The sequence below is a fragment of the Niallia sp. FSL R7-0271 genome (assembly GCF_038005785.1).
In the GTDB taxonomy this organism is placed as follows: domain Bacteria; phylum Bacillota; class Bacilli; order Bacillales; family Cytobacillaceae; genus Niallia.
In genome coordinates, this window is record NZ_JBBOTZ010000001.1 from 274,408 (window position 1) to 299,984 (window position 25,577).

Consider the following 25,577-nt stretch of genomic DNA (forward strand, 5'->3'; position numbering starts at 1 on the left):
AAATTACATAAATTATGAAACGAAGGAAAAGATAGGAGGGAAGGAAAATAAAGGAGGAAGCAATGTGAAAAAAATACTGGTAGTTGGATTGTTAACACTTAGTTTTATGATGCCTAGCTTTTTACATACAGCAAAAGCAGCTCCGGAGAACCCGCCGATAAACCATCAGGCGCCTGAGGAGGACCAAGCCTTCATTAAGAAGATGGCTGAGAGCTTAGGAATAAAAACAGACGGGAAAGACGGAGAAGCGCTAAAAAAGGAAATTCATGAGGTTTTAATTAAAAAAGAGGCAAGTAAGCTTGGTATTAAAACAGACGGAAAAGACATGAAGCAAATTGCTGCAGAGGTTCATGAAAAAAGACTGCAGGATGAAGCTAAAAAGCTGGGAATCAGCACAGAGGGCAAAGATCCACGCACGTTGATGAAAGAGTTATACGAAGCAAAGATTAAGCAAAAGGCAAAGGAATTAAATATTAAGACAGAAGGTAAAACACTTGAGCAGCTCAGTAAAGAAGTCAGAGAACAATTAATACTGTCAGAGGCAAAAAAATTGAACATTAAAACAGAGGGTAAGGATTTAAGAGCTCTTGCAAATGAAGTGAGAGAAGTCCAGATTACAAATGCCGCTAAGGAGCTTGGCATTGAAACGAAGGATAAAACACCGAAAGAACTGTTGAAGGAAATGATGATTAGTTACCCAGAAGAAGTGAAAAAGCTTAAGCTGCTGCCATTTCATGAAGGACCTATGATGGGGCATCACCATCGAGGCAAAGAAGCACGAGAGAATTAAATAACGATATTCTACAATACAGAGCTATAGACGCTGCTTTAAAGAGCAGCGTCTTCTCTATGGTTTATAGTGGAAAATTGTATTTTTATGCAAAATTAAAACAAATGATAAATGTACTATAAACCGGCAGAGAATAAGCAGTTTTTTAATAAAGGGAGTATTTGGAAGGAGAAACAGTGAGTGATTTGCGTAGTTTAATGCTATTTATCGACTAAATATTAAGACTATTATACCTGTGTTCTATATATTGAAATGATATGAAATACCTATTAACAAATCAGATTATCAACCCTAATATCTATTTTTGTAAAAAATATGCATAAATGAATGTTATTTTCGTTAATGATTAGTATTCTTATTTTACAGGGGTCTGTCTTTCATTCATTTTTGGTTAGAGAAATGAACAGAAGTCAGCTTAGATAAATTATCGAATAAGGGAGAAGCATTAGGAGGAATACATTTTGAAACAATATTCCAAACTACGAATTACCGAAAAAGATCAGAATATATACAACGCTTTGTGTGATTTGTATAAGGAAAAGAACGAGGAAGCTGGAATAGGTCCTACCGAGATTGGGATAAGAGTTGGCAGGGATTCGTATGATGCTTCTGCTTACTGTAATGCTTCACTTAAAAAGCTTATACATTTCGGGAAAATAGAAAAAGTGGAGAATGGAAAGTATAGACCGTTAATGGAGGAAGAATAAGTTTCTATTCAATGTGGGAGGATTTTGCGAAAGCAAAGTCCTCCATTTTTTTATATGTTGGATGTTTTTTTAAAATAGGATTGCAGTCCATTCAAATTATTGTATAATGAACGGAGTAAAATTAAACTTAAAGTTTAGTTTCAGTAAACTTTTATGACTTTGAGTTTACTATTTCTAAACAAAAAAGTAGGTTAAAAATATGGAAATAGGTAAAAAGATAAAGAACTTGCGTTTGAAAAAGGGTCTGACCCAGGAAGAGCTTGGGGAAAGGACAGATTTAAGCAAAGGTTATATATCACAGCTCGAACGAGATTTAAGCTCTCCTTCTATTGAAACATTCTTTGATATTTTGGAAGTGTTAGGCTGTTCTCCAAAAGAATTTTTTGATGATGAAGAGAGGAAGCAGAAGGTTGTTTATACAGAAGAGGATGTAACAGACTTTTTTGATGAAGAAAAAGGCTATCATATTCAATGGCTAGTACCGGAATCCAATGAAAAGGAAATGGAGCCAATAAAGCTTAGCTTTAGTAAAAAAGGTGAATTTAAAAAGTTTGAGCCTTCCCTGTCTGAAACATATGCCTTCGTTTTGGAAGGGGAAGTGCTGTTAAAGCTCGGAAAACAAGAATACAGAGCAAGACAAGGGGAGTCCATCTATTTCCATGCGACAGAGGAGCACCAGTTCTTTAACATCGCTGATGGTAAGTCCTCACTGCTGCTTGTAGCAACTGATTCTTACTTATAAATTTAGGAGAAAAGGAGAATATCATGCCAGGTGAATCTATTATAAGGTTTGAAAATGTAACAAAAGCCTATGACCAAAATACGACTGTGCTAGAGAATGTCAGCTTTGAAATAGAACGAGGCAAATTCTATACACTGCTTGGACCTTCAGGCTGCGGAAAAACAACAATTCTGCGCCTTATCGCAGGCTTTATGGAGCCGACTGAGGGGAATATTTACTTTAATGATAAAGTTATCAATAAAATTCCAGCGAATAAACGACAAGTAAATACGGTGTTTCAAGATTATGCGTTATTTCCTCATTTAAATGTTTTTGAAAATGTTGCCTTCGGTTTGCGCATTAAAAAGCTGAAAAAGCAGGAAATAGAGAAGCGAGTAAAGGACGCATTACGGTTTGTCAATTTAGATTCCTATGAGAATAGGGAAATAAGTGAAATGTCAGGTGGCCAAAAGCAGCGTGTGGCCATTGCGAGAGCTATTGTAAATGAACCGGAAATAATTCTTCTTGATGAGCCTCTTTCTGCATTGGATTTAAAGCTGCGCACAGAAATGCAGTATGAGCTGAGAGAACTTCAGCAAAGGCTTGGGATTACGTTTATCTTTGTCACACATGACCAGGAAGAGGCATTAGCAATGTCAGATGAAATATTTGTCTTAAATAAAGGCAAAATCGAACAAAGCGGCACACCTACGGATATTTATGATGAGCCGATTAATCGTTTTGTCGCTGATTTTATTGGAGAATCCAATATAGTCTCAGCGAGAATGGAGAAAGACTTTGTCGTTCATTTTGCAAGCAAAACATTTGAATGTGTCGACCAAGGCTTTAACCATAATGAAGCGGTGGAGGTTGTTATCCGTCCAGAGGATTTAAACATTACTTCACCAGATGCAGGAAAGCTTAAAGTAAAGGTAGATTCCCAGCTGTTTAGGGGAGTTCATTATGAAATTTGCGGATATGATGAGGATGGCAATGAGTGGCTTGTTCATTCCACTAAAAAAGTTGTTGTAGGGGAAGAAATTGGTCTTGATTTTGAAAAAGAGGCAATTCATGTCATGAGAATAGGAGAAACAGAAGAAGAGTTTGACAGACGCCTTGAGGCATATGAAGGTGCAAATGATGAAAAATAAGGCAAATTGGTATACGATTCCCTACTACTTATGGATTGCGTTGTTTGTAATTGCTCCTGTGGTGCTGATTGTTTATTATTCTTTTTTTGATATTGAAGATCAGCTGACATTCAGTAACTACGAAAAGTTTTTTACACCTGTTTACTTGAAAATGACGTTAAACTCCTTTTGGTATGCGTTTTTGATCACTTTTTTCTCCTTGATTATCGCTTATCCAACAGCATATATATTAACGAAGACTAAGCATAAGCAATTATGGCTGCTCCTTATTATACTGCCTTCATGGATTAACCTGCTTTTAAAGGCTTACGCATTTTTAGGGATTTTCGGAACATATGGTGCAGCAAACGAGGTGCTGGACTTCTTAGGAATTGGTAAACAGCAAATTCTGTTTACAGATTTCAGCTTCCTGTTTGTCAGTGTGTATATCTTTATTCCGTTTATGATATTACCAATCTTTAATGCACTAGAAAAGTTGAATCCTAGTCTTGTAGATGCGTCAAAAGATTTAGGTGCATCGAGCTGGACGACGTTCTCAAAGGTAATATTTCCATTAACAATAGATGGGGTCAAGTCAGGCTGCCAGGCTGTTTTTATTCCAGCATTATCTCTGTTTATGATTACAAGATTGATTGCCGGCAACAGAGTCATCACGCTTGGAACAGCCATTGAACAGCATTTCTTAATCACACAAGACTGGGGAATGGGTTCTACAATAGCTGTTTTCCTGATTATTATCATGATTGTGATTATGATGCTAACAGGTAGCAAGAAAGAGAGGGGGATAAGATGAATAAATTATCGAAAGTATCTGTACTATATTTAGTTTTCATTTTTATTCTTCTATATGCCCCAATCTTTTATTTGATTTTTTATTCCTTTAACAGCGGTGGTACAATGCATGATTTCCAAAGCTTCACTTGGAAGTGGTACAAAGAGCTGTTTCAAGACACAAGGCTGCTTGTGATTGTACTGAACACGATAATTGTCGCACTGCTGTCAGCATCGATTGCGACCATTATCGGTGTGTTTGGAGCAATCAGTCTTTCCATGATGAGAAGAAAACGATTAAGGAATACGGTGTTGTCCTTAAATAATGTTTTGATTGTAAGTCCTGATGTTATCATTGGTGCATCGTTTCTGATTTTCTTTACTATTTTAGGAATAAAACTCGGTTTTGTATCTGTTCTCTTGTCGCATATTGCCTTTTCTATTCCGATAGTGGTAATAATGGTGCTGCCAAAGCTTCAGGAAATGAGCCCAACCTTAATGGATGCAGCTTTTGACCTTGGCGCAGGCTGGAAGGAAGTTCTGTCGAAGGTTATTCTGCCATATATTGCTCCAGGTATCTATGCTGGATTTTTTATGGCGCTAACCTATTCTTTGGACGATTTTGCAGTTACCTTCTTTGTGACAGGCAATGGTTTTTCTACTTTATCTGTAGAAATATATTCATTGGCAAGAAGAGGAATTTCGCTTAATATCAACGCACTTTCTGCTTTGCTATTCTTTATTACACTGCTGCTTGTCATCGGCTACTATTTCGTTGCGAAGCGAACAGTCAGAAGGCATAAACCGGGGGTGAGCAAATGAAGGGGCTAATAAGAGGGCTGACAGCAGCTCTCATCTTATCAGCTATCCTAATGGCAGTTGTTCATCAAGTGAACAGCAGCAGAGGGTATGCGGGTGGAAATACGATAACGGTCTATAACTGGGGAGATTATATCGATGCGGACCTTATCGATAAGTTTGAAAAAGAGACAGGAATAAAGGTTATATATGAGACATTTGATTCAAATGAAGCGATGATGACTAAAATAGAACAGGGCGGCACGAATTATGATATTGCCATCCCTTCTGAATATATGATTGATAAAATGAAAGAGGAGAATCTCCTTCTCCCGATTGATCATACAAAGTTACCGAATCTCAAAAATATTGACAGCAGATTCATGAATTTATCATTTGATCCGGATAATAAATATTCCATCCCTTATTTTTGGGGAACAGTAGGTATAGTGTATAATCCCGAAATGCTCGGAGGGAAAAAGATAACTTCCTGGAATGACTTATGGGATAGTGACTTGAAAAACCAAATCATGCTTATAGATGGAGCAAGAGAAATAATGGGGATGAGCCTTAACAGCTTAAACTATTCTCTTAATGACAAAGATCATAAGCATTTGCGGGAAGCGAAGGAGAAGCTGGATACGCTGACTCCTAATGTTAAAGCAATAGTTGGGGACGAAATTCGTATGCTTATAGAAAACGAAGAAGCAGCGATTGGCGTACTATGGTCAGGCATGGCAGCTGAAATCATGTGGGAAAATGAAGAGGTAGAATATGTGGTTCCACAGGAAGGCTCTAATCTTTGGTTTGATAATATGGTTATTCCGAAAACAGCAAAAAATATTGATGGTGCTCATCAGTTTATCAATTTTATGCTTGATGCAAAAAATGCAGCACAAAACACAGAGTATGTTGGCTATTCGACGCCAAATAAAGCGGCAATGCAATACTTGCCGGAAGAAATTACTTCTGATAAACGCTTTTATTTAGATGAGGAAATGACATCGAAACTTGAGGTGTATGAGAATCTTGGGCAGCGGTCTTTAGCTGAGTATAATGATCTGTTCCTGGAATTCAAAATGCATCGCAAATAGTGACTTGGCTTTATGCCAAGTCATTTTTTTATGGAAGTAAATAAGTGGATGAAGTCTGGATTAGAAGAAAATACTAAGGGAAAAAGCGAGGTGTTTTTATGAGAAAAACATTATTACTTTTTTGTTTGCTCACCTTTTCCTGTGTGACTGCATATGCGGAGGGTGAAAAGCAGCAGGCAAAAAAAGAGCTTGCGATTGTCATTGATGATTTCGGCAACAATATGAAGGGAACAGAAGAGATGCTGAATCTGCCTGTGCCAATCACTGCGGCAATTATGCCATTTATGCCGACGAGCAAAGAGGATGCCATTAAAGCTCACAAAAAGGGGCATGATGTTATCATTCATATGCCGTTAGAGCCTAAGCAAGGTAAAAAAAGCTGGCTTGGTCCTGGAGCAATCACAACGAATTTAAGCGATGAAGAAATTAGAAAAAGAGTTGTCTCCGCCATTGAAAGTATTCCTTATGCAGTTGGGATGAATCATCATATGGGTTCAAAGGCTACAGAGGATGAAAGAGTGATGAGGATAATATTAGAAGAGTGTAAAAAACACGATTTATTTTATCTCGACAGCAAAACGACAGGGAAGAGCGTCGTAAAAAAACTGGCAGAGGAATTGCAAGTGCCTTATTTGGAGAACAATATGTTCTTCGATCACATTTATTCTAACCAGCATATCCAAAAGCAGGCAACAAGTCTTGTTAAGAACCTTAATAAGAAGGACGAGTATATTGCAATCGGCCATGTAGGCATTTCCGGTCCTGCTGTTGTATCTGTGCTGAAACAATATATTCCGTTATACCAAAAAGATGCCGAAATCGTGCCGTTGTCCACATTGGTAGACGGTTATGAATTGCTTGATACAGACTTGCCGTAAGAATAAGCAGCGGAGCAGCTGACCATCACGCTATGCAAAATTCACGCATATAACGCTGAAAAGCTGCGCCGTTTAGTTAAGCATAAACTATGAAATTGGTTTCATATCAACTAATAACTTATAAGAAATGACGGTTTTTTCAGATGATTGAAAAAAACTCCGCAAGCAAATTGCGGAGTTTCTTTACATATAAGCTTATTACATACTGCTGTCATCTTGATTCTTATTGATTCCTGATTCATCCATCTTTGCATCAAGCTTTCTTAATCTCTTAGCAGCAAAATCTTTTCCGCCAAGACCGAAGGCTAGTCCGAATGCAAGAGCTAGACCACCAAGGATAAGAGTGAATGCAGCTGTAACAATAGAAGAAGCAACACCTAATTGATCTAATGCCATAAAGATTGTAATGGCAATAATAGAGTACTTCGCTATGGAAGGAAGCAGTCTAAATGCCGCTCCATGAAGTAGTCCTGCAAGTGTGTTTTTCACAAGAACTCCGAGCCACAAACCTACACCAATAATTACAACAGCGGCAATGACTTGCGGCAAGTAAGCCACAACAGCCGTTGATAATGTAACTAAGAACTCAAGGCCGAGCAGATTTAATGCTTGGACTGCCATCAAGAAAACAACTAAAATTTGTGCAATTGAACCAATCAGGTTGGCAATGCTTGTAGAAGGTGCAATTCCTATCTTATGGACATAAGAATCGATTCCTAAGCCAGATAATAGGGATGAGACGATTTGTTTAATCCATTTACCAATCCATACGCCCAGCAATACAAGGAAGATTGCCACAGCAATGTTTGGAATCATTGTCAGTACATCATTCAGCATGCTTACTGCAGGCTGGGAGATTCCGTCTATATCCAGTTTCTCTAATGCAGAAATAACGACAGGAATCATAATGAAGATAAATACGATATTACCTACTATAGTAGATAGGGATGTTTTTTCAAATAACTTCGCCATTCCAAAGCGGTTAGCCAATGATTCTAAACCGACGCTTTGCAGGAAGCTTGTAATGATTGTGCGGACGATTTTTGCTGCAAAATAACCGACTAAAACAATCAACGCTGCTGCAAGAAGCTTAGGCAGGAATGCAAGAATATTTTGAAGCATGTTAGCAAATGGTTCTGAAACCCCGTATAAATCAAGTGCGCCTAAAACCGCAGGCAAGAAAAGAAGTAGTACAAAATAAAAGACGATATTCGCAATCTTGTCTATCAGGTTAGGCTGCTGTTGATTGTTGTCTAGTAATTTCCATTTGTTAAGTTTCTCATGGACTTTCAATGTGTTCCCTGACTTTTTAATCAAGTACTTTAAGCCAGAAGCAACCAGCCATGCAACCAATAGAATGATGGCAGCTTTTAGAATATTAGGGATTGCTCCAAAAATAGATGAGAGCATTGATACTAATGGTGATGTAATAACAGTTAAATTCAAGATGTTAAAGAAGAGACTGAATACATACACAAGTAGAATGTAAAATATTATTTTACTGATAATTTTTTCAGAAGAGTACTTTTTTGGTTTTCCTTCAGGAAAAATTTTATCATCGAGCTTTGTTTTCTGAAGTCCTTTATAAATGGCTTTCTCAATGATTTTTGCGATAATCCAACCGAGGATTAATACGACCACTGCCAAGAGAAAATCTGGCAATCTGTCTAAGTAGTTGTTCCATCCATTCCAATTTCCACTGTTATTTATCATATTATTCCTCCTTGTCATGACTTATTGTCCTTATTACCCGTCAGATTTGAGAATAAACTAAAAAGTTAGAAGGAAGGTTAGCTGAAATTGGAGTGGAAACAGAGAAGGTCTGCATTCTAGCTGCATAAAAAAAAGCGGATTTTCTCCGCTTGCTTATAATCCATCTTCTTCGAATCGGTAAATATCTTCATTGCTGCCGATGACAATCAGTGTATCGCCTTTATAAATTTTCTCTTCGGCAGAAGGGGAGACGATTGTATCGCCCTTTCGTTGAATGCCGATTATCGTACAGCCGAAATTGGCTCGAACATTTAATTCAAGAAGTGTTTGCTGGTGTACTTTCTCTGTGGCAGCTAATTCTACAATGCCGTGTTTATCTGACAGCTCAATATAATCAATCATTTTTTCAGAGATAACATGATGGGCGATTCTTTTAGCCATATCCCTTTCTGGATGGATGACTCGGTCTGCTCCTATCTTTTCTAGGACTCTTTTATGATAAGTATCTGCTGCTTTAACCCAAACTTGCTTCATGCCCATTTCTTTTAAAATCAAGGTTGTAAGTACGCTCGACTCAATGTCATCTCCCAAAGCAACAAAAGCATGATCCATGTTGCGGATTCCAAGAGTTGTCAGCGTTGCCTCGCTCATATTGTTGACCTGTACACAGTGCGTGGCAAACGGGCGGTATTTTTCGACCCTTTCCAGGCTTTGATCAATTGCCAATACCTCTGTTCCTGCCTCATGAAATTCTTTAACAAGACTCCCGCCAAAATTCCCTAGTCCAATCACCACAAATTGTTTTTTCACATAAGTTCCTCCGCTGCTTTTGTATTTGGACTATATTTTATCATAATGCTAGATATTTCCAAAGTTATGCAGAGACAAGTTAGCTTTTATGTACTTTATGGGTAAAGGGTATAAAAAGAAGGAGGATGCATAGAAACTATGAATTATAAAAATGCCCTTTTTATTTATAATGGCAATGCAGGCAAAAAGGAAACGGATGTACAGCTTCAAAGCTGTTTACCTGTGTTTGCAAATGAAATAGATCAATTGCATGTTTTTAAAACGAGCCGGCCAAAGCATGCTGCAGAAATATGCAGAGAGTATGGAGAGAAGGTAGATCTTGTAATTGTTCTTGGTGGAGATGGAACTATCCACGAATGCATAAATGGACTGGCCGGCTTACAGAAACGACCTGTGCTGACTGTCTTGCCAGGGGGGACATGCAATGATTTCAGCCGGACTTTAAATATACAGCAAAATTTGCAAAAAGCAGCCAAGGAGCTTGTTTCTAATGGAGAAGAAGAAGCTGTTGATATTGTTCAAACTGATTCTGCTTACTTCTTGAATTTTTGGGGGATAGGCATTGTTGCTGAAACATCAAATAATATTAGGGAAGAGGAGAAAAACGTTCTTGGAAAGGCGAGTTATGTTCTAAGTGCTATTAGAACCATCCAAAACACAGAGCCGAAAGAGCTTGTCATGAATATAGACGGCAAGGAAATACGTGAAAAGGCTGTTTTGGCAATAGTAGTGAATGGTAACTATATTGGGGGGAAACGATTGCCATTCTCCATTTCCTATAATGATGGAATGGTTGATGTTTTCCTTGTCAGGAATACAAATTTTCAGCTAGTAAAAGAGTTAAATGACTTGCGGAAAATTGACTTCGAAACAGATAAGGCGTTTATGGAGGAGGTTGTGTATATAAGAGGGAAACATATTAAAATAAGCTCTGAGCATTTTGTGGATGTGGATATGGATGGCGAGGTTTACACAAAAACACCAAGTGAACTGAAGGTTCTTCCTGGACATATTAAAATGCTGAAGCCAAAGTTAACATGAGAAAAGGCATCCTTTGAAAGGATGCCTTATTTTTTATTCAGATAAGTATGCTGTAAGCATCCATAGATGCTTCTCGATTTTTTCTGTTAATCCAATTGCGATATCATGTGTCACAGTATCGTCAAGCTCGTCAGCATGTCCCGCTAATGCTCTAAGTTGTGTATTGATGTGGCTGTAATCTTCTACAAGAGATTTCACCATTTCAGTTGCTGATAATTTTTCTGTGCTTTCTGATAGTGTAGAAGTTTCCATAAATTCTTTTAATGTGGAAACAGGCTTTCCGCCGATTGCCAATAAACGTTCTGCAAGTTCATCTACAACTTCTGCCGCTTCGTCGTAGAGCTCTTCAAATTTTTCATGTAATGTAAAGAAGAAAGGTCCTTTTACATACCAGTGATGCTGGTGAAGTTTTGTGTAAAGCACGCTCCAGTTTGCTACTTGTACATTTAATTCTTTTTGTAATTCAACTTTAGTTTGTAATCCCATTTTGATTAGCTCCCTTCGATTTATCATACTTTAATTATAACAAGTTTTAATTTAAAATCAATACTTAATTATAATTATTTTAATTTAGTTTTGATTTCAATTTACTGATGATTCTTTCTACTACTATCATATACAGGAAACATGTGGAAAACTAGTGTAAAACACATAAGTTCAAATAACTTTCAAATATCACCATTATTTTCTGCAGCTGTTAGAAAACTATACCCGGTTGCTGCTAGGATTTAAACAAGCAAAAAAGCAGCAATGAATGATTTGCTGCTTTTTTTGCTTTCTATTATATGGAAAGAGAGGGAGAGAACATATAGCTGCGATGATGATAGCGAATGCTGAAGATTAGCCCCATTGCCATCATATTCGTCATTAGCGAGCTTCCTCCATAGCTGATAAAGGGAAGCGGAATACCTGTAATAGGAAGGAGCTGGATTGTCATCCCAATGTTCTCAAATACATGGAACGCAATCATGCTAATAACACCGACACATATATAAATGCTGTAAGGATCATTAGATAGAAAGGCAGTTCTGATTAAATGATATATAAGCAGGAAATATAGAATAATTAGGATGCTTCCACCCACAAAGCCATATTCCTCTCCAATAATAGTAAACACAAAATCTGTATGCCTTTCGGGGATATAAACCTCAACGTTCCCATAGCCCTTTCCTGAAATAAGACCTGAGCCTATTGCCTGCAGAGACCAGACGAGCTGGAGACCGGAATCTCCTGCTTCAACAGGATCAAGCCATGAGTCAATTCTGGCAAACTGATACTGGTCGATGCTTAAGTATTTAGCGAGAAGGCTTCTGCCGAAAACAGCTAAATACATCACAAGCGCCCCGAAGGAAATAATGGAGCTGTATAACGGAATAATGATCTTCCAGGTAATGCCTGAAACAAGAACCATCCCTGCGACGATGGCAATTAAAACTAATGTCGTTCCAAAGTCTTGTACAATAACAAGTCCTATTGGAATTCCTGCCGTAAGGCCTATTTTACATAAAAGGATAAGGTCTGTTTTTAATGAAGTATAAACTGTCTTTTCATGATGGTCATGGATAACCTTTGATAATGCCATAATCGTGAATACTTTCATATATTCCGAAGGCTGGATGCTGCCAACAGATGGGATGACATACCAGCTTTGAGCGCCGTTTCGTTCTGGAGTGAAATCGGTGATCGGTGCAAAAACGAGTCCTAGAAGAAGGGCGATTCCGATTCCGTATAAAATCCACGTCAGCTTTCTCAACTGGTCATTATCAAAGCAAGTAATAACAGCGATAGCGACCGAGCCGATCACATACCACATAATTTGTGAGGGCAGATAATCTTTGTCTGCACTGTATATCGACACACAGCTTGTCAAACAAAACAGCAGCAGCAGCAAACATAATGTCCAATCAACTTTATCTGAAACACTGTTGTTTCTTCCTCTCATAAGCAAAACTCCTTATAAATAACTGGAAATGAATTGCAATTATTAAGACGGTTACAAGGGACTAATAGTTTCCATTTTTTTATATTGGCAAAAAATATTTAACTTTTGCTTAAGTGAAAAAAATAACGCCTCATTAGAAATTGGGAAGTCATTCTAATGAAGCGTCTGGCTTTACATAATATGTTTGAGGAAGGCACTTGCGATGCCAAAATAAATAAACAAAGAAAAAATATCATTTAATGTAGTAATAAGTGGACCTGAAGCTACTGCCGGATCAATCTTAAAGCGATACAAAATCAGCGGAATGATTGTACCAGACAGTGTTCCGATAATAAGTGTAAAGAAAAGGGAGCATCCAACCACAAATCCTAAGACAGGATCTCCTTGCCATACATATGCTATTAATGTGATGATTATGCCACATGTTGCTCCAATTATAAGGCCGACAAGCAATTCCCTGAAAATTACCTTAGTAACAATCTTTTTATTAATTGTATTAGAAATTAATCCGCGAACGATAACCGCAAGCGATTGTGTGCCAGTATTACCGGTCATTCCGGAAATCATCGGCATGAAAAAGGACAACGCTACAGCTTTACTGAGAATATCCTCATAAGAACTGATAATGCTGCCTGACACTATGCCGATAAACAGGAGCAAAATAAGCCAAGGCAGTCTGCGATATGCTGCAACATGAGCTTTCGTATCGAAGTCTATATCCTTACCGCCGGCAGATAATTTTTGAATATCTTCATCAGCTTCCTGGATAACAACGTCAATAATATCATCGACGGTAACAATACCCATCAGCATGTTTTCATCATCAACAACAGGAATGGCTAAGAAATCATATTTCTGGATGATATGAGCAACTTGCTCTTGGTCCTCAGCAACAGAAACACTGATTACCCGCTCATACATAATGTCCCTGATTTTATCCTGCGGCTCTGCAATTAATAAATCCCGGTAAGATACTACTCCAACTAATTTCCGTTTTTGATCAATGACATAAAGATAGCTTAATGTTTCTGCAAAATCAGCAAAGCTCTTAAGCTTATCGACTGCTTCTCTTGTCGAATAATAATCGCGTATCCAAACAAAGCGGTTCGTCATTAGTCGGCCGGCTGTTTCATCCGGGTAGTTCATTAAGTTTTGGACGATGATGGACTCTTCTTTTTTCATCCCCGAAAGCAATTGTTCCGTTTTTTCCGGTGAAAGTTCATTAAGAAGGGATGCGAGGTCATCGTTGTCCATTAAATCAAGAACCTTCCCTGTCTTTTCAATGCCAAGTTTATTCAATATATCAAGCTGCTCTTCTTTATTAACCTCTTCGAGCAGGTCTGCTAACAAATCTGTATTTAGATAAAGGAGAAAGTGGGTCCTATGCTTATCGGGGAGTGATTCATAAATTTGAGCAATGTCGTATGGCTGAAGCTCATCAACAATTGTCTCAAATTCTGCTTTTTTATTTTCTTTCAGTGTTTTAATAATGTGAAGTGTGATTTGATTGTCTGACATGTTTTGTATCATACTTCCCACTCCTTTCCGCCAAAGTCATAGTTGTTTATACCCTGTACTATTATATGAAATAAACAACAAGAATGAAATGGATATTTTTTTACCATCGGGTTGTAAAAAGTATGTTAAGTTTTCTGACAATTAACTTGCTGTCAAATGAGATTGAGTTAATATTATCTTATAAAAGTTAATTTAATTATGTTACTTTCGTATATCCTTAATAATTGGTTTAAGGGTCTCTACTTAGAAACCGTAAATTTCTAGCTACGAAAAAACAGGCATTTTCAGCTTGTTTTTTCGTAGCTTTTTATGTGTATAGGGGGAAAAGGACAATGACGACAATATTAATCAAGAATGCACAAATCGTAACGATGAATGGGCAAGAAGAAATAGTAACCGGGGATATATTAATTGAAAATGACCTTATCAAGGCAATTGGACCAGAAATTGATGCTAGCACTGCAGATAAAATAATAGAGGCGGCAGGACATACGGTAATCCCAGGATTTGTGCAAACACATATTCATTTATGTCAGACCTTATTCAGGGGCAAGGGAGATGATTTAGAGCTGATGGATTGGCTGCGCAAACGAATCTGGCCACTAGAAGCTGCTCATGATGAGGACTCAATTTATTACTCAGCAATGCTGGGGATCGGTGAGCTGATGGAAAGCGGTACAACAACAATTGTCGATATGGAGACCGTTCATCATGCTGATTATGCTTTTCAGGCAATCGCCAAAAGCGGAATCAGGGCGGTTTCAGGGAAGGTGATGATGGATAAGGGCAGCGAGGTGCCAAAGGCTCTGCAAGAAAAAACGGCAGACTCTATCCAGCAAAGTGTGGATTTATTGGAAAAGTGGGATCAATTTGATGGAGGAAGAATAAAATACGCCTTTTCACCGAGATTTGTTGTGTCCTGTACAGAGGAACTCCTCAAAGAAGTAAAGGTGCTTTCAGATAAGTATAATGTGCTTGTACACACACACGCATCTGAAAACAAAACAGAAATTGAAATTGTTCAAGAAGAAACAGGAATGAGGAATGTAGTCTATCTTGATCATCTCGGCCTGGCCAATGAGCGGCTGATATTGGCTCACTGTATTTGGCTTGATGAAGAGGAAAAGAGGATTATAAAAGAAAAAGGAGTTCATGTAAGCCACTGCCCAGGCTCTAACCTAAAGCTGGCATCAGGTATTGCAGATACCCCTGAGCTCCTGTGTAATCATGCCTCAGTAAGCCTTGGTGCAGATGGAGCTCCATGCAATAATAATCTTGATATGTTCAATGAAATGAGATTAGCTGCATTAATCCAAAAGCCAATTCATGGTCCGACAGCAATGGATGCAAGAACAGTATTTAGAATGGCGACAATCGGCGGCGCAAAGGCAGTAGGATTAGAGAAAGAAATCGGAAGCATTGAAGTGGGGAAAAAAGCAGATATAGCCATTCTCAATTTACAAAACTTCCACACATATCCTTCTTATGATGTAGATCCAATATCGAGGATTGTCTACTCAGCAACAAGAGCTGATGTAGTAACAACAATAATTGACGGCAGAATCGTAATGGAAAATAAAATAATGCGAACAATAGATAAACCGCTCATTTTGAAGGAAGCAGATAGCAGCATAAAAAGATTATTGAAAAAAACGAATATTGTGTAGGGGTATCCCATCATAAAACCGTCTCTTTTATTGAGGCGGTTTTTTAAAATAAAATTACATCTATATATCATTTTTTATATTCCTTCGATAATTATATAAAACAACACAGATACCTTGTATAATGTAATGGAAAATGGCTTGCTGCTGTATCAATCTACGTATATTAGGAAAGCATACAGGGAGAAATTAAAATACTCCGAGACAGTTTACATATTTGTTTTTGACGAAAATCATTTAGAAGCTATTTAAGTTTGTTTTTGATAAACTAAATGGGATAAAAAGTATCTATTATTTTTGCTTAAAGGGTTTGGGGGGTACTTTATGAAAAAAGGCAATCATGATATCCGGGATGTAGTGTATATTCATCTTCATGAAAAGGAACGATTCGTCCTATCATACGGAATTGAATTTTACGAATTTTATCAATTTTTATCTGAATCGATTTCATCAATCTTACTTATGAAGCATCAGTTTGATGACGGAGAATTACATACACACACAATGTTTGAATATGTTTCTGACCAAAAAATTGCAAAGCTTGCCAAAGAAGATGTTTATGGTTACGGTGACTTTGCGTGGATCGATTTTGAGGAGACAGAGGCATTAGATGTGCTTGATGGGCAAACAATTGCGGAGCTACTATATCTTGCTCATAAAAGAGACCATTTAAGGGCGCCGTTCTATCAGCATCTCAACAACCAGTTTGTATATTTAGCTCATGATGACGGCTGGTTCAATAAGACATATTATAAAAACCTTCCTGTATTTTATTCCTTTTTCGGTGAGGTGTTAGGACAGAAACTGAACCGTTTGAAGGCAGACAAAACTTTGTTTGGGGTAAAAAAGAAGCGGGTATATACACCGCTGAGTCAGCAAGGAGTTCTGCTTTTAAAGGGTTTAATGAAAGAAGGAATGGTCATTTCCATTCAAAAGGCAAGCCAAAACCGGCTTCGGATTGAAATCCCTATATGGGTCATCGGTGATTATCTGAATATGGATAATATGTACGAAGAATATGAGAAAAAAAGCAAACAAAGCAATTATGATGCAAAGCTAATTTATGATAAAAGAACAAAAGAGTGGGAGGTTATCATTAACTAGCTAGAAAGTGGTGAATAGTTTTGAGCAACTCGATTTCGGAAGCTTTTCCCCAGCCGCTTGTCAGAATGCTGTTTAAAGAAAGACCAAATCGCTTTATTCTTACATGTCTGCACGAAGAAACAAACTCTATCGAGACTGTTCATTTAGCTGATCCTGGCAGATTGAAGGAACTGTTAGTCAAGGATACGGTCGTATATGTGCTCCCAAGTACAAATCCTAACAGGAAAACTAAATGGACTGCCGTGCTTGTTGAGCATGAAGGGATATTTGTATCTGTTAATACGACATTTCCTAACAAGCTGATTGAAAAAGTGTTGAAAAGCAGTGCGCTTCCCGAGCTTAACACGTTTAAATGGGTGAAATCAGAGTTTGCTTATGGCAATTCCAGATGGGATTTTATGCTGCAGAATGAAAAAGGCGAGGGGCTTTTGCTTGAAGTGAAAAGTGTCACACTTGCAGAGGGGAAGATCGGAATGTTTCCTGATGCTGTAACAGCACGAGGGGCTAAGCATGTTCAAGAGCTTGCAGCAATAGCGAAGGAAGGGACATGGAATACGGCTATATTATTTGTTGTCCAGCGGGAAGATGTTGATTTAGTTACATCTGCAGCACATATTGACCCCTTCTTTGCAGAATCACTCATCCAAGCTGAACAGGCTGGTGTGAGGCTGTTGGCATATACATGCAAGCTGTCTCTGGAGGGAATCCATCTTGATCGCCCGATACCTGTTGAGCTCGATAAAAAAATGCTTGCTGTTAACTAACTTTGACAGCTTAATTTAGTGTATAATCAACGTTGATGAAAAATGAAAAAGATAGAGGATGGTGCTTGGTGTGCTTTGCATTAAGCTTAAAAGGGAAGCTGGTGAAAATCCAGCACGGTCCCGCCACTGTAAATGACTGCTGTTCTTGCAATGATGCCACTGTAAACATATGGGAAGGCGCAAGGAAGCAATAGTCATAAGTCAGGAGACCTGCCATCCATCTATACACCTTAAAATGCCTACGAGGATAGGATGGTGTGGAGCGCGATTTTTATAATGAAAGTCCTTCCCGGAGGTTGTCCAATGGGACCTTTTAAAGCTGCCACACTCTTTTGCTAAAAAAGTGTGTTTTTTTATGGGTTCTAATCTATGAGGACAAGCCCCTTTTTATTTTTCCAAACAAATAAAGGGAGGAAATAAAATGAAAAAGTATTATTCATTATTTTGCGGAGCGTTAATGGCGTGTTTAGTGTTGGCTGGATGCGGACAAGCTTCTGACAGTGAAAGTAATGACAAGCAGAAATCTGAACAAGCAGAGGCAGAGTTTCCTGTTACTATTACAGATGCAGTTGATAAAGAGGTAGTCATTGAAGAAGATCCTCAAAAAATCGTTTCCTTAATGCCAAGCAACACAGAAGTAGCTTTTGCATTAGGCGTGGGAGATGAAGTTGTTGGTGTTTCTGAAAGTGATGATTATCCAGAAGAAACGAAAGATATCGAAAAAGTAGTGGGGATGGAGCTTAATGTGGAGAAGATCCTTTCCTTAGATCCTGATTTAGTGCTTGCACATGAATCAGTCGCTGACACATGGGCAGATGGACTGCAGCAGATGAGCGACGCTGGGATAGATGTACTTGTCGTAAATGATGCGACTGATTTTAATGGTGTTTATAACAGTATTGAAATGATTGGTAAAGCAGTTGGTGAAAAAGAGAAAGCTGAAGAAATAGTTCAAGATATGAAGGATGACATTGCCTCTATTAAAGAAAAGGCTGCAAGCATATCTGAAAAAGACAAAAAGGATGTGTATGTAGAGGTCAGCCCTGAACCAAGTATTTTTACAACTGGAAAAGATACATTTATGCAAGAAATGATTGATACCATTAATGCAACAAATGTTATCAAGGAAGCTGGCTGGGTTCAAGTTGACCAAGAGGCAGTCATTGAGGCAGATCCAGATGTAGTTATAACTACTTATGGCGGCTACTCACCAGATCCGGTCGGACAAGTAACAAAAAGGGATGGCTGGGATCAGGTAACGGCAGTAAAGGATAAACAAATAGTGGAAGTGGATGAAGATCTTGTATCACGTTCTGGCCCAAGGCTGGCACAAGGGGTAGAGGAATTTGCGAAGGCAGTATATCCGGATGTATTTAAATAAAACAAAAGCGGCTTATTTTTTGGCCGCTTTTTTTCTCATCATCGCACTTTTTTTAGGGATATCCATTGGAACGGTTTCTGTGTCTTTCTTAACGATCATCAAGATATTCATAAATTCAGTCAGTCATACAGAAGTATTTACAGTAGATACGATGCAAGCCAACATCGTTAGTAATATTCGTCTGCCTCGTGTTATCCTAGCGGGCCTTGTTGGTGCAAGCCTTGCAATTGCAGGCTGTGCTTTTCAAGGATTGCTGCGCAATCCGTTGGCAGACCCGTATACTCTCGGTGTATCCTCAGGTGCCTCTGTTGGTGCTGTGGCAACCTTGTTTTTTCATATTACCATTCCCTTTTTAGGGAGCTATACGTTGCCTGTGCTGAGTATTGTGACCGCTTTTTTAACCGTTTTTCTGGTGCTGTTATTTGCAAAAAAGCTGGACCCTGCTATGAAGGTAGAAACGATTATACTGACAGGCATTATTTTCAGTTCCTTTTTAGGAGCTTTTATTTCCTTGTTAATTGCGTTAACAGGAGATGAGCTAAGACAGATTATTGGCTGGCTGCTTGGAAGTGTTTCAATGAGGGGATGGACGTATATTCAAATGTTCCTGCCCTTTTTTATCATTGGCTGTTTGATTCTTTTATTGCAAGGCAGGGAGCTTAATATATTGGCATTCGGGGAAGAAAGAGCACAGCATTTAGGAGTGCAAGTAAGGTTTAGGAAAATGACCATTATACTTGCCGGCAGCATGCTCACAAGTGCTGCTGTTGCAGTATCTGGGACAATTGGCTTTGTTGGGCTTGTTATCCCACATTTAGTCAGGATAGTGGCTGGAAGTAATCACCGTCATGTACTGCCGCTGTCTATATTCGTTGGCAGCGGATTTTTAATCTTGGCAGATTTATTGGCAAGATCGATAATTTCCCCGGCGGAGCTGCCAATCGGTGTAATTACAGCCCTTTCCGGAGCTCCTGTATTTGCCATTTTGCTGTTGAACTATAGAAAGAAAGGGAGGTAAGACGATGCTGGAGGCAAAAAAGCTGTCATTTCAATATGGAGAGAAAAAAGTGTTAACGGATATTACTTTTTCTGTACAAAAAGGGGAAATGCTTGGCATACTCGGCCCGAATGGCAGCGGAAAAACAACTTTATTTAAGCTGATAAGCGGGATTGTTATACCTAATGCTGGGGAGCTTTTTATTAAAGGCAGAAAAGTCTCCGAATATAAACAAAAGGAATTTGCCCAGATCGTTTCTACCCTTTCTCAACAAACCGCAGAGGCATTTTCTTATACTGTCGAGGAAATCGTTTCAATGGGCAGATATGCACATCAAAAAGGCTGGATGCAAGGATTATCAAGGGAGGATAAAGCTGTCATTCATAGCGCAATGGAACAGACAGGCATCAGCCATTACAGCAATACCTTGATTGGTGAGCTGTCTGGAGGGGAAAAGCAAAGGGTGTATTTAGCGCAATGCTTGGCACAGGAGCCTGAAATTCTCCTACTTGATGAACCGACTAACCATCTTGATCTTTCCTTTCAAAAGGAGCTGCTTGAATTATTAAAAGAGTGGAGCAAAAAGCGGGGCTTGACGGTTGTTTGTATTTTTCATGACTTAAATTTGGCTAGTCTATATTGTGACAGGCTATTATTGCTTCATAACAGCGAGATTGAAGCAGACTCGCACCCGCGGAACGTTCTTCAAGAGGATAAAATAAAAAAAGTATACGGCACAGATGTGATAAGAGCACAGCATCCGCAAGTGCCGGCGGCGAACCTTGTGCTCTCTCTTAGAGAAAGCAGTGCTGATTTGCAAGAGGAAGTTGGCGAAGCTAATTTGACCCTCTCTAAAGAATACATAGCCATTACAACCGATATTCCACTGAAATCATTATCTTCTGGTGTGACAGGAGCAGGGATAGGCTGGCACAAATATTTTATTAACCGTCATGTGAATAAAGACTACAACTGTGATGATTATAAAATGGAGATGAATGATTATCTCGTTAAAAACGGGTTTTTGCCAAGTGAAACGGTTGCGATGATGACAGCGGTTGAGCTGGAGGATACTGCTTACCGCAAATATCAGGCAGGTGCCACCAGTCTTTTCTTCGTCGTTACTGCCAGTGTCGGCAATCCGGCGGATGCAGCTTTGAGTGAGCAGCACTCCTCACTCATTGTCCCGGGCACGATTAATATTTGGATATTTATAAATGGCGAGCTGTCTGAGCAAGCATTTCTGCAATGTGCGATGACGGCAACAGAGACGAAAGCAAGCGTACTTCGGAACAGACAAGTAACTGATCCTGCTACTGGCACGCCTGCAACGGGAACTCCCACAGACAGCTTGCTTGTTGCTGCTACCCAAAAAGGCAAATTTCATGAATTTGGCGGCAACATTACAGATTTAGGGAAAGCTGTTGCTAAAGGAGTTTATGAGGTAATGACGATGGCTTTGGATAAAAGGCAAAATAGGAAGACAGCTTTAGAAAGAGGGATGAAATGAAAATTTATACGAAAACAGGAGATAAAGGCCAGACACATATCATTGGCGGAAGAGCTTATAAAGATGATATCAGAGTGGAAGCTTACGGCACAGTGGATGAAGCGAATTGCTTCGTTGGCCAGGCCATTTCTTTGTTAGTGGAGGATATTTATTCAGATGTAAAGGCGGATTTAGAAAAAATTCAGCATGAGCTTTTTGACTGCGGTGGAGATTTAGCTAGCATAACAAAAAACAGGCCGTTAAAGTTATCGGAAGAAGCTGTTTTGTATTTGGAAGAGCGCATCGATGATTTAATGGAGGAAGCGCCGCCGATTGAACGGTTTATTCTGCCAGGGGGAACAGCTGCGGCCAGTGCCATCCATATTGCCCGAACAGTAACAAGAAGAGCGGAGCGGTGTGTTGTTACTTTAATGAGGGAAGAGGAGCATGTCCCTGAATTGCCCTTAAAGTATTTAAACCGTTTATCTGATTATTTCTTTGCATTAGCGCGAGTCATTAATTTTCGCAGCAATGTAAGTGATATAGAGTATGTCAGAAGTGCCAAGGTTTTTCGCGGAGAAAATAAGAAAGAAGATTAAAGGCTTGGCAGCCTGTCTTAGATGACCGATAAATAGCCTATAGAAATTTCTTTGAATAAGCTGCATTTACATGGCTTGTGACATAATTTATTACAAAAGCATGCGCAAATTTTACAATTTGATAAAAAGCAGCGCTAGTCCATGATTCCTCTTTTGAAGATAAGGGTGTAGTGGTAGAATAACAAGTGTGTGTCTTTAAAATATGGAGGTACGAATTATGAAAAAGAAAATTGGTTTACTATATGGCGGAAAATCCGCTGAACATAGAGTCAGCATGCAAACTGCCTTGGCTGTTATAAAAGCCTTGGATACAGATAAATTTGATATTCATCCAATTTACATAACAGAGACGGGTGAATGGATTAGAGGAGAACAGCTTACTGGGCCTGTAGAAACAGTGAAAGAATTAGAGTTTAAAAGACAGGAAGGGCTATCAGGAACAGTTCTTTCTCCTGACTTGTTCCAAGCTGGTGACACTCAGCTTGATGTTATTTTCCCATTGCTTCACGGACCGAACGGGGAAGACGGAACAGTGCAAGGGCTGCTTGAGCTGTTGAATCTTCCTTATGTAGGTAATGGTGTATTAGCATCATCTGCTGGTATGGATAAGGTAATCATGAAGAATATCTTTGAGGTAGCCGGATTAAACCAGGTTAAATACACTTCTTTCATTCGAAGTGAATGGCAAAGTGAAAAAGAAGCAGCCTATACAAAAGTAGAACAAGACTTAGGATATCCATGTTTTGTGAAACCAGCTAATTTAGGCTCAAGTGTAGGCATCAGCAAATGTACGTCTCGAAATGAGCTGGATGCTGCGTTTGAAGAAGCATTCCAATTCGACCGCAAAATCATTGTGGAAGAGGGCGTTACAGCAAGAGAAATCGAAGTGGGTGTTCTTGGCAACGATTTCCCAGCAGTGTCTGTTGCTGGGGAAATCGTTCCGAAGAAAGATTTCTATGACTATAAGGCGAAATATGAGGATGGAAATACTGGTCTAATCATCCCGGCAGAAGTGTCAGAGCAAGAATATGCAGCAATTAAGGAAGATGCAATTAAAGCTTTCAAGGCACTAGATTGCTCTGGTCTTGTTCGTGCTGACTTCTTCTTGACAAAAGACGGCAAAGTTTATATAAACGAAGTGAACACAATGCCTGGCTTTACTCCATTCAGCATGTTCCCATTGTTATGGAAGCATACAAATGTTGAATATGCAGCTCTTATCGAAAAGCTTGTAGACTTGGCAGTAGAAAGACATGAAGAAAAACAAAGCATCAAATATACTTTTTAAGGGTAAGGGCATATTTGAAAGAAGACAGCCCGCCCTTTAAAGAAAAAAGGAGGCATTTTTTAACTGCCTCTTTTTTTTGCCAAACAATAATCTACCTAAAAAGGAGGAGACTGCTATGATCCGGAGATCTTTGCAACAAGCAGCAGATATGATTGGACCAGATGCAACTTTAAGTTCAAGCGATATTGGAGAAGTCATCATTCATGGGGTGACAATTGATTCAAGAAAAATACAGCCAGGCAACCTTTTTATCCCCTTTAAAGGAGATAAAACAGATGGTCATAAGTATGTTGAGGCTGCTATTCAAAATGGGGCAGCTGCGTCCTTTTGGCAGAAGGATGTTCCAAATCCCCCCGAGCATTTACCGCTTATTTTTGTGAGCGACCCGATGACTAGCATCCAGAATCTTGCAAAAAGCTACCGTCATGAACTGGATATAAAAGTGGTTGGTATAACAGGAAGCAATGGGAAAACGTCTACAAAGGACATTACTACTAATCTCCTGTCATTGAAATATAAAGTGCAAAAAACAGAAGGTAATTATAACAACCATTTAGGACTTCCTCTAACAGTGCTGAGCCTAGAGGAAGACACAGATGTGGCTGTGCTGGAAATGGGCATGAGCGGCCGGGGAGAGATTGATTTCCTGACAAAATTGGCTGAACCTGATGTTGTTGTTATCACTAATATTGGAGAATCCCACCTGCAGGATCTTGGTTCAAGAGAAGGCATTGCTGAAGCGAAGCTGGAGATTTTGAATGGGTTGAAAAAGCAAGGCAGAATTGTTTACTTTGGTGATGAACCGCTGTTGGCTGAAAGAATACCGACTTTTGATAAACCTGATGCTGCTATATGTTCTTTCGGCTTAGAAGATAAGAATAGTCTTTATCCGTTTGAAATAGAAGAAAGCAGTACAGGCAGCAAATTTAAGATAAACAAAAGTGATAAGGAGTTCAGCCTGCCGATATTAGGGAAGCACAATATCCTCAATGCATTGGCAGCAATGCTTGTAGCAGATTATTTTGATATCAGCTATGAGAAAATGGATGAAGGGTTCCAGAATTTAAAGCTGACTAATATGAGAATGGAGCTTTTAGAAGGGCAAGGTGGCCTGAAAGTCATTAATGACGCTTATAATGCCAGCCCTACAAGCATGAGAGCTGCTATAAATGTACTGCAAAGCCTTCCTGGCTTTAAGCAAAAAGTTCTAGTACTAGGAGATATGCTTGAGTTAGGACCAGATGAGGCAACATTCCATTACGAAATTGGCGAGGAGATTGATGCTGCGGCAATTGATTATGTTTTCACGTTTGGTGAACTGGGCAAGCATATTGCACAAGGAGCAAAGACAGTATTTGCAAATGAAAGAGTTCAATCCTTCCTAGACAAAAGCGAATTGATTCAAGAATTGAAAAAAGTTGTTGATGGCGAAACAGCAGTCTTAGTTAAAGCATCAAGAGGAATGAGGCTGGAAGAGGTAGTAAAAGCTCTCCAGTAAGGTTTTTGAGTTAACAAGACAGGGAACAAAGGAATCTAGATGATTCTAGTTCCCTTTTTTGGTTTTAAATAGAATCGCAGAAGATATAGTGTAATTTACCATTAAATAGTGTAAAATGTAAACAAAACAATTGGTGGTGTTATCATTGACTGCTTGTTTATGTATTCACGGTTTTACCGGGGCTCCTAATGAGGTGGAGCCATTGGCGGAATTTTTAGGAGAAAACACAGATTGGGAATGTGCTGTACCTGTTTTACCTGGTCATGGTGAGCTTTTGCAATTAAGAGGAGTTCCTTTTAATGAATGGATAAGTTGTGCGGAAAGAGCATTGGAGGATTTATTGAAGAGGCATAAGGAGGTTTATGTAATCGGTTTTTCCATGGGAGGAATGATTGCAAGCTATCTAGCTGCCCATTATCCTGTAAAGAAGCTGGTACTGTTAAGCGCCGCTGCTTATTATATTAATCCACGGCAGTTGGGTGCAGACATCATTAGTATGTGCAAAGATCTTTATAGTGGGAAATTGCTTCAAAATGAACTGTTTAACCGCTATTCTTATAAAATCAAAACAACTCCCATTTCTGCGACTATCCAATTTAGAAAGCTTGTGCGGCATATTAAGCCGTTGCTTGAAACTATCACTATTCCTACGTTTATAGCCCAAGGAGAAAGTGATGGAATCGTCCCACTAAAGAGTGCGGAGTACTTATACGAAACCATTAAGGCAAGAAAGAAAAAGATTATGTATATGAAAGATTCCAAGCACTTAATCTGTCATTGTAAGGAAAAGCAAGTCCTTTTCTCTGAAATATTAAGCTTTTTATCATGAAGAAAAGGACCTTCCCTTTTCTGATAAAGT

General features: G+C 38.9%; 24 protein-coding genes and 2 riboswitches. Of the genes, 19 read left to right on the top strand and 5 right to left on the bottom strand.

Annotated features, from left to right (window positions below):
• Positions 1 to 64: 64 nt before the first annotated feature.
• The 8 genes from MKX82_RS01480 (at position 65) to MKX82_RS01515 (ending at position 6,910) form a co-directional block, all read left to right on the top strand.
• A complete protein-coding gene (locus MKX82_RS01480) occupies positions 65 to 790 on the top strand; it encodes a hypothetical protein (RefSeq protein ID WP_237940575.1) in 726 nt (241 codons plus the stop codon).
• Positions 791 to 1,251: 461 nt separating this feature from the next.
• Positions 1,252 to 1,497: a hypothetical protein gene (locus MKX82_RS01485; RefSeq protein WP_233316896.1), complete on the top strand. Its 246-nt coding sequence runs from the start codon at positions 1,252 to 1,254 to the stop codon at positions 1,495 to 1,497.
• Positions 1,498 to 1,696: 199 nt separating this feature from the next.
• Entirely contained in the window at positions 1,697 to 2,239 is a 543-nt protein-coding gene (locus MKX82_RS01490; protein ID WP_233316897.1) for a helix-turn-helix domain-containing protein, read from the top strand.
• Positions 2,240 to 2,262: 23 nt separating this feature from the next.
• Positions 2,263 to 3,369 carry an ABC transporter ATP-binding protein gene (locus MKX82_RS01495; protein ID WP_233316898.1) on the top strand — a complete coding sequence of 369 codons (1,107 nt, stop codon included), beginning with the start codon at positions 2,263 to 2,265 and terminating at the stop codon, positions 3,367 to 3,369.
• Positions 3,359 to 4,162, top strand: a complete 804-nt coding sequence (locus tag MKX82_RS01500; RefSeq protein WP_233316942.1) for an ABC transporter permease — start codon at positions 3,359 to 3,361, stop codon at positions 4,160 to 4,162. The genes MKX82_RS01495 and MKX82_RS01500 overlap by 11 nt, the downstream gene beginning before the upstream one ends.
• A complete protein-coding gene (locus MKX82_RS01505; RefSeq protein WP_233316899.1) occupies positions 4,159 to 4,962 on the top strand; it encodes an ABC transporter permease in 804 nt (267 codons plus the stop codon). The genes MKX82_RS01500 and MKX82_RS01505 overlap by 4 nt, the downstream gene beginning before the upstream one ends.
• On the top strand, positions 4,959 to 6,032 hold the full coding sequence (locus tag MKX82_RS01510; RefSeq protein WP_233316900.1) for an ABC transporter substrate-binding protein: 1,074 nt from the start codon (positions 4,959 to 4,961) through the stop codon (positions 6,030 to 6,032). Before MKX82_RS01505 ends, MKX82_RS01510 begins: the two co-directional genes overlap by 4 nt.
• Positions 6,033 to 6,130: 98 nt before the next feature.
• Entirely contained in the window at positions 6,131 to 6,910 is a 780-nt protein-coding gene (locus MKX82_RS01515) for a divergent polysaccharide deacetylase family protein (RefSeq protein WP_233316901.1), read from the top strand.
• A 198-nt stretch (positions 6,911 to 7,108) separates the two neighbouring features.
• Here MKX82_RS01515 and MKX82_RS01520 read toward each other — a convergent pair whose 3' ends face one another.
• Positions 7,109 to 8,623 carry a mechanosensitive ion channel gene (locus MKX82_RS01520; RefSeq protein ID WP_233316902.1) on the bottom strand — a complete coding sequence of 505 codons (1,515 nt, stop codon included), beginning with the start codon at positions 8,621 to 8,623 and terminating at the stop codon, positions 7,109 to 7,111.
• A 153-nt stretch (positions 8,624 to 8,776) separates the two neighbouring features.
• Positions 8,777 to 9,433, bottom strand: coding sequence for a potassium channel family protein (locus MKX82_RS01525; protein WP_233316903.1), 657 nt, complete (start codon positions 9,431 to 9,433; stop codon positions 8,777 to 8,779).
• A 138-nt stretch (positions 9,434 to 9,571) separates the two neighbouring features.
• On the opposite strand from MKX82_RS01525, the gene MKX82_RS01530 reads away from it, so the two are divergent.
• Positions 9,572 to 10,474 carry a YegS/Rv2252/BmrU family lipid kinase gene (locus MKX82_RS01530; protein WP_341074634.1) on the top strand — a complete coding sequence of 301 codons (903 nt, stop codon included), beginning with the start codon at positions 9,572 to 9,574 and terminating at the stop codon, positions 10,472 to 10,474.
• Between the two features lie 33 nt (positions 10,475 to 10,507).
• On the opposite strand, the gene MKX82_RS01535 is transcribed toward MKX82_RS01530, so the two are convergent.
• The 3 genes from MKX82_RS01535 to mgtE form a co-directional block, all read right to left on the bottom strand.
• On the bottom strand, positions 10,508 to 10,960 hold the full coding sequence (locus MKX82_RS01535) for a Dps family protein (RefSeq protein WP_233316905.1): 453 nt from the start codon (positions 10,958 to 10,960) through the stop codon (positions 10,508 to 10,510).
• A 295-nt stretch (positions 10,961 to 11,255) separates the two neighbouring features.
• Positions 11,256 to 12,416 carry an FtsW/RodA/SpoVE family cell cycle protein gene (locus MKX82_RS01540; RefSeq protein WP_233316906.1) on the bottom strand — a complete coding sequence of 387 codons (1,161 nt, stop codon included), beginning with the start codon at positions 12,414 to 12,416 and terminating at the stop codon, positions 11,256 to 11,258.
• A 171-nt stretch (positions 12,417 to 12,587) separates the two neighbouring features.
• Positions 12,588 to 13,946, bottom strand: a complete 1,359-nt coding sequence (mgtE, locus tag MKX82_RS01545) for a magnesium transporter (protein ID WP_233316907.1) — start codon at positions 13,944 to 13,946, stop codon at positions 12,588 to 12,590.
• 175 nt (positions 13,947 to 14,121) lie between these two features.
• Positions 14,122 to 14,221, top strand: a riboswitch (purine riboswitch).
• Between the two features lie 45 nt (positions 14,222 to 14,266).
• On the opposite strand from mgtE, the gene MKX82_RS01550 reads away from it, so the two are divergent.
• The 10 genes from MKX82_RS01550 (at position 14,267) to MKX82_RS01595 (ending at position 25,547) form a co-directional block, all read left to right on the top strand.
• The gene (locus MKX82_RS01550; RefSeq protein WP_341074635.1) at positions 14,267 to 15,601 is read left to right on the top strand and encodes a 5'-deoxyadenosine deaminase; all 1,335 of its coding nucleotides are present in this window, start codon (positions 14,267 to 14,269) and stop codon (positions 15,599 to 15,601) included.
• Between the two features lie 321 nt (positions 15,602 to 15,922).
• Entirely contained in the window at positions 15,923 to 16,702 is a 780-nt protein-coding gene (locus tag MKX82_RS01555) for a hypothetical protein (RefSeq protein ID WP_233316909.1), read from the top strand.
• Between the two features lie 20 nt (positions 16,703 to 16,722).
• On the top strand, positions 16,723 to 17,466 hold the full coding sequence (gene sfsA, locus MKX82_RS01560) for a DNA/RNA nuclease SfsA (protein ID WP_251646652.1): 744 nt from the start codon (positions 16,723 to 16,725) through the stop codon (positions 17,464 to 17,466).
• Positions 17,467 to 17,509: 43 nt separating this feature from the next.
• A riboswitch (cobalamin riboswitch) is annotated at positions 17,510 to 17,698 on the top strand.
• Between the two features lie 189 nt (positions 17,699 to 17,887).
• Positions 17,888 to 18,847: an ABC transporter substrate-binding protein gene (locus MKX82_RS01565; protein WP_233316911.1), complete on the top strand. Its 960-nt coding sequence runs from the start codon at positions 17,888 to 17,890 to the stop codon at positions 18,845 to 18,847.
• Entirely contained in the window at positions 18,834 to 19,865 is a 1,032-nt protein-coding gene (locus MKX82_RS01570) for a FecCD family ABC transporter permease (RefSeq protein WP_341074636.1), read from the top strand. The genes MKX82_RS01565 and MKX82_RS01570 overlap by 14 nt, the downstream gene beginning before the upstream one ends.
• A 4-nt stretch (positions 19,866 to 19,869) precedes the next feature.
• A complete protein-coding gene (locus MKX82_RS01575; protein ID WP_341074637.1) occupies positions 19,870 to 21,354 on the top strand; it encodes an adenosylcobinamide amidohydrolase in 1,485 nt (494 codons plus the stop codon).
• Positions 21,351 to 21,932, top strand: coding sequence for a cob(I)yrinic acid a,c-diamide adenosyltransferase (locus MKX82_RS01580; RefSeq protein ID WP_341074638.1), 582 nt, complete (start codon positions 21,351 to 21,353; stop codon positions 21,930 to 21,932). Before MKX82_RS01575 ends, MKX82_RS01580 begins: the two co-directional genes overlap by 4 nt.
• 217 nt (positions 21,933 to 22,149) lie before the next feature.
• Entirely contained in the window at positions 22,150 to 23,220 is a 1,071-nt protein-coding gene (locus MKX82_RS01585; RefSeq protein WP_237940578.1) for a D-alanine--D-alanine ligase, read from the top strand.
• Positions 23,221 to 23,335: 115 nt separating this feature from the next.
• A complete protein-coding gene (locus MKX82_RS01590) occupies positions 23,336 to 24,718 on the top strand; it encodes a UDP-N-acetylmuramoyl-tripeptide--D-alanyl-D-alanine ligase (RefSeq protein ID WP_341074639.1) in 1,383 nt (460 codons plus the stop codon).
• A 145-nt stretch (positions 24,719 to 24,863) separates the two neighbouring features.
• Complete coding sequence (locus tag MKX82_RS01595; protein WP_237940580.1) at positions 24,864 to 25,547, top strand: alpha/beta hydrolase; 684 nt, start codon at positions 24,864 to 24,866, stop codon at positions 25,545 to 25,547.
• Positions 25,548 to 25,577 lie beyond the last annotated feature (30 nt).

Bases quoted from the DNA above. Each gene is read 5' to 3' on its own strand.
- MKX82_RS01490 (WP_233316897.1), top strand. From the start codon at position 1,697: ATGGAAATAGGTAAAAAGATAAAGAACTTGCGTTTGAAAAAGGGTCTG.
- MKX82_RS01495 (WP_233316898.1), top strand. From the start codon at position 2,263: ATGCCAGGTGAATCTATTATAAGGTTTGAAAATGTAACAAAAGCCTAT.
- MKX82_RS01500 (WP_233316942.1), top strand. From the start codon at position 3,359: ATGAAAAATAAGGCAAATTGGTATACGATTCCCTACTACTTATGGATT.
- MKX82_RS01505 (WP_233316899.1), top strand. From the start codon at position 4,159: ATGAATAAATTATCGAAAGTATCTGTACTATATTTAGTTTTCATTTTT.
- MKX82_RS01510 (WP_233316900.1), top strand. From the start codon at position 4,959: ATGAAGGGGCTAATAAGAGGGCTGACAGCAGCTCTCATCTTATCAGCT.
- MKX82_RS01515 (WP_233316901.1), top strand. From the start codon at position 6,131: ATGAGAAAAACATTATTACTTTTTTGTTTGCTCACCTTTTCCTGTGTG.
- MKX82_RS01520 (WP_233316902.1), bottom strand. From the start codon at position 8,623: ATGATAAATAACAGTGGAAATTGGAATGGATGGAACAACTACTTAGAC.
- MKX82_RS01530 (WP_341074634.1), top strand. From the start codon at position 9,572: ATGAATTATAAAAATGCCCTTTTTATTTATAATGGCAATGCAGGCAAA.
- MKX82_RS01535 (WP_233316905.1), bottom strand. From the start codon at position 10,960: ATGGGATTACAAACTAAAGTTGAATTACAAAAAGAATTAAATGTACAA.
- MKX82_RS01540 (WP_233316906.1), bottom strand. From the start codon at position 12,416: ATGAGAGGAAGAAACAACAGTGTTTCAGATAAAGTTGATTGGACATTA.
- mgtE (WP_233316907.1), bottom strand. From the start codon at position 13,946: ATGATACAAAACATGTCAGACAATCAAATCACACTTCACATTATTAAA.
- MKX82_RS01550 (WP_341074635.1), top strand. From the start codon at position 14,267: ATGACGACAATATTAATCAAGAATGCACAAATCGTAACGATGAATGGG.
- MKX82_RS01555 (WP_233316909.1), top strand. From the start codon at position 15,923: ATGAAAAAAGGCAATCATGATATCCGGGATGTAGTGTATATTCATCTT.
- MKX82_RS01565 (WP_233316911.1), top strand. From the start codon at position 17,888: ATGAAAAAGTATTATTCATTATTTTGCGGAGCGTTAATGGCGTGTTTA.
- MKX82_RS01570 (WP_341074636.1), top strand. From the start codon at position 18,834: ATGTATTTAAATAAAACAAAAGCGGCTTATTTTTTGGCCGCTTTTTTT.
- MKX82_RS01575 (WP_341074637.1), top strand. From the start codon at position 19,870: ATGCTGGAGGCAAAAAAGCTGTCATTTCAATATGGAGAGAAAAAAGTG.
- MKX82_RS01580 (WP_341074638.1), top strand. From the start codon at position 21,351: ATGAAAATTTATACGAAAACAGGAGATAAAGGCCAGACACATATCATT.
- MKX82_RS01585 (WP_237940578.1), top strand. From the start codon at position 22,150: ATGAAAAAGAAAATTGGTTTACTATATGGCGGAAAATCCGCTGAACAT.
- MKX82_RS01590 (WP_341074639.1), top strand. From the start codon at position 23,336: ATGATCCGGAGATCTTTGCAACAAGCAGCAGATATGATTGGACCAGAT.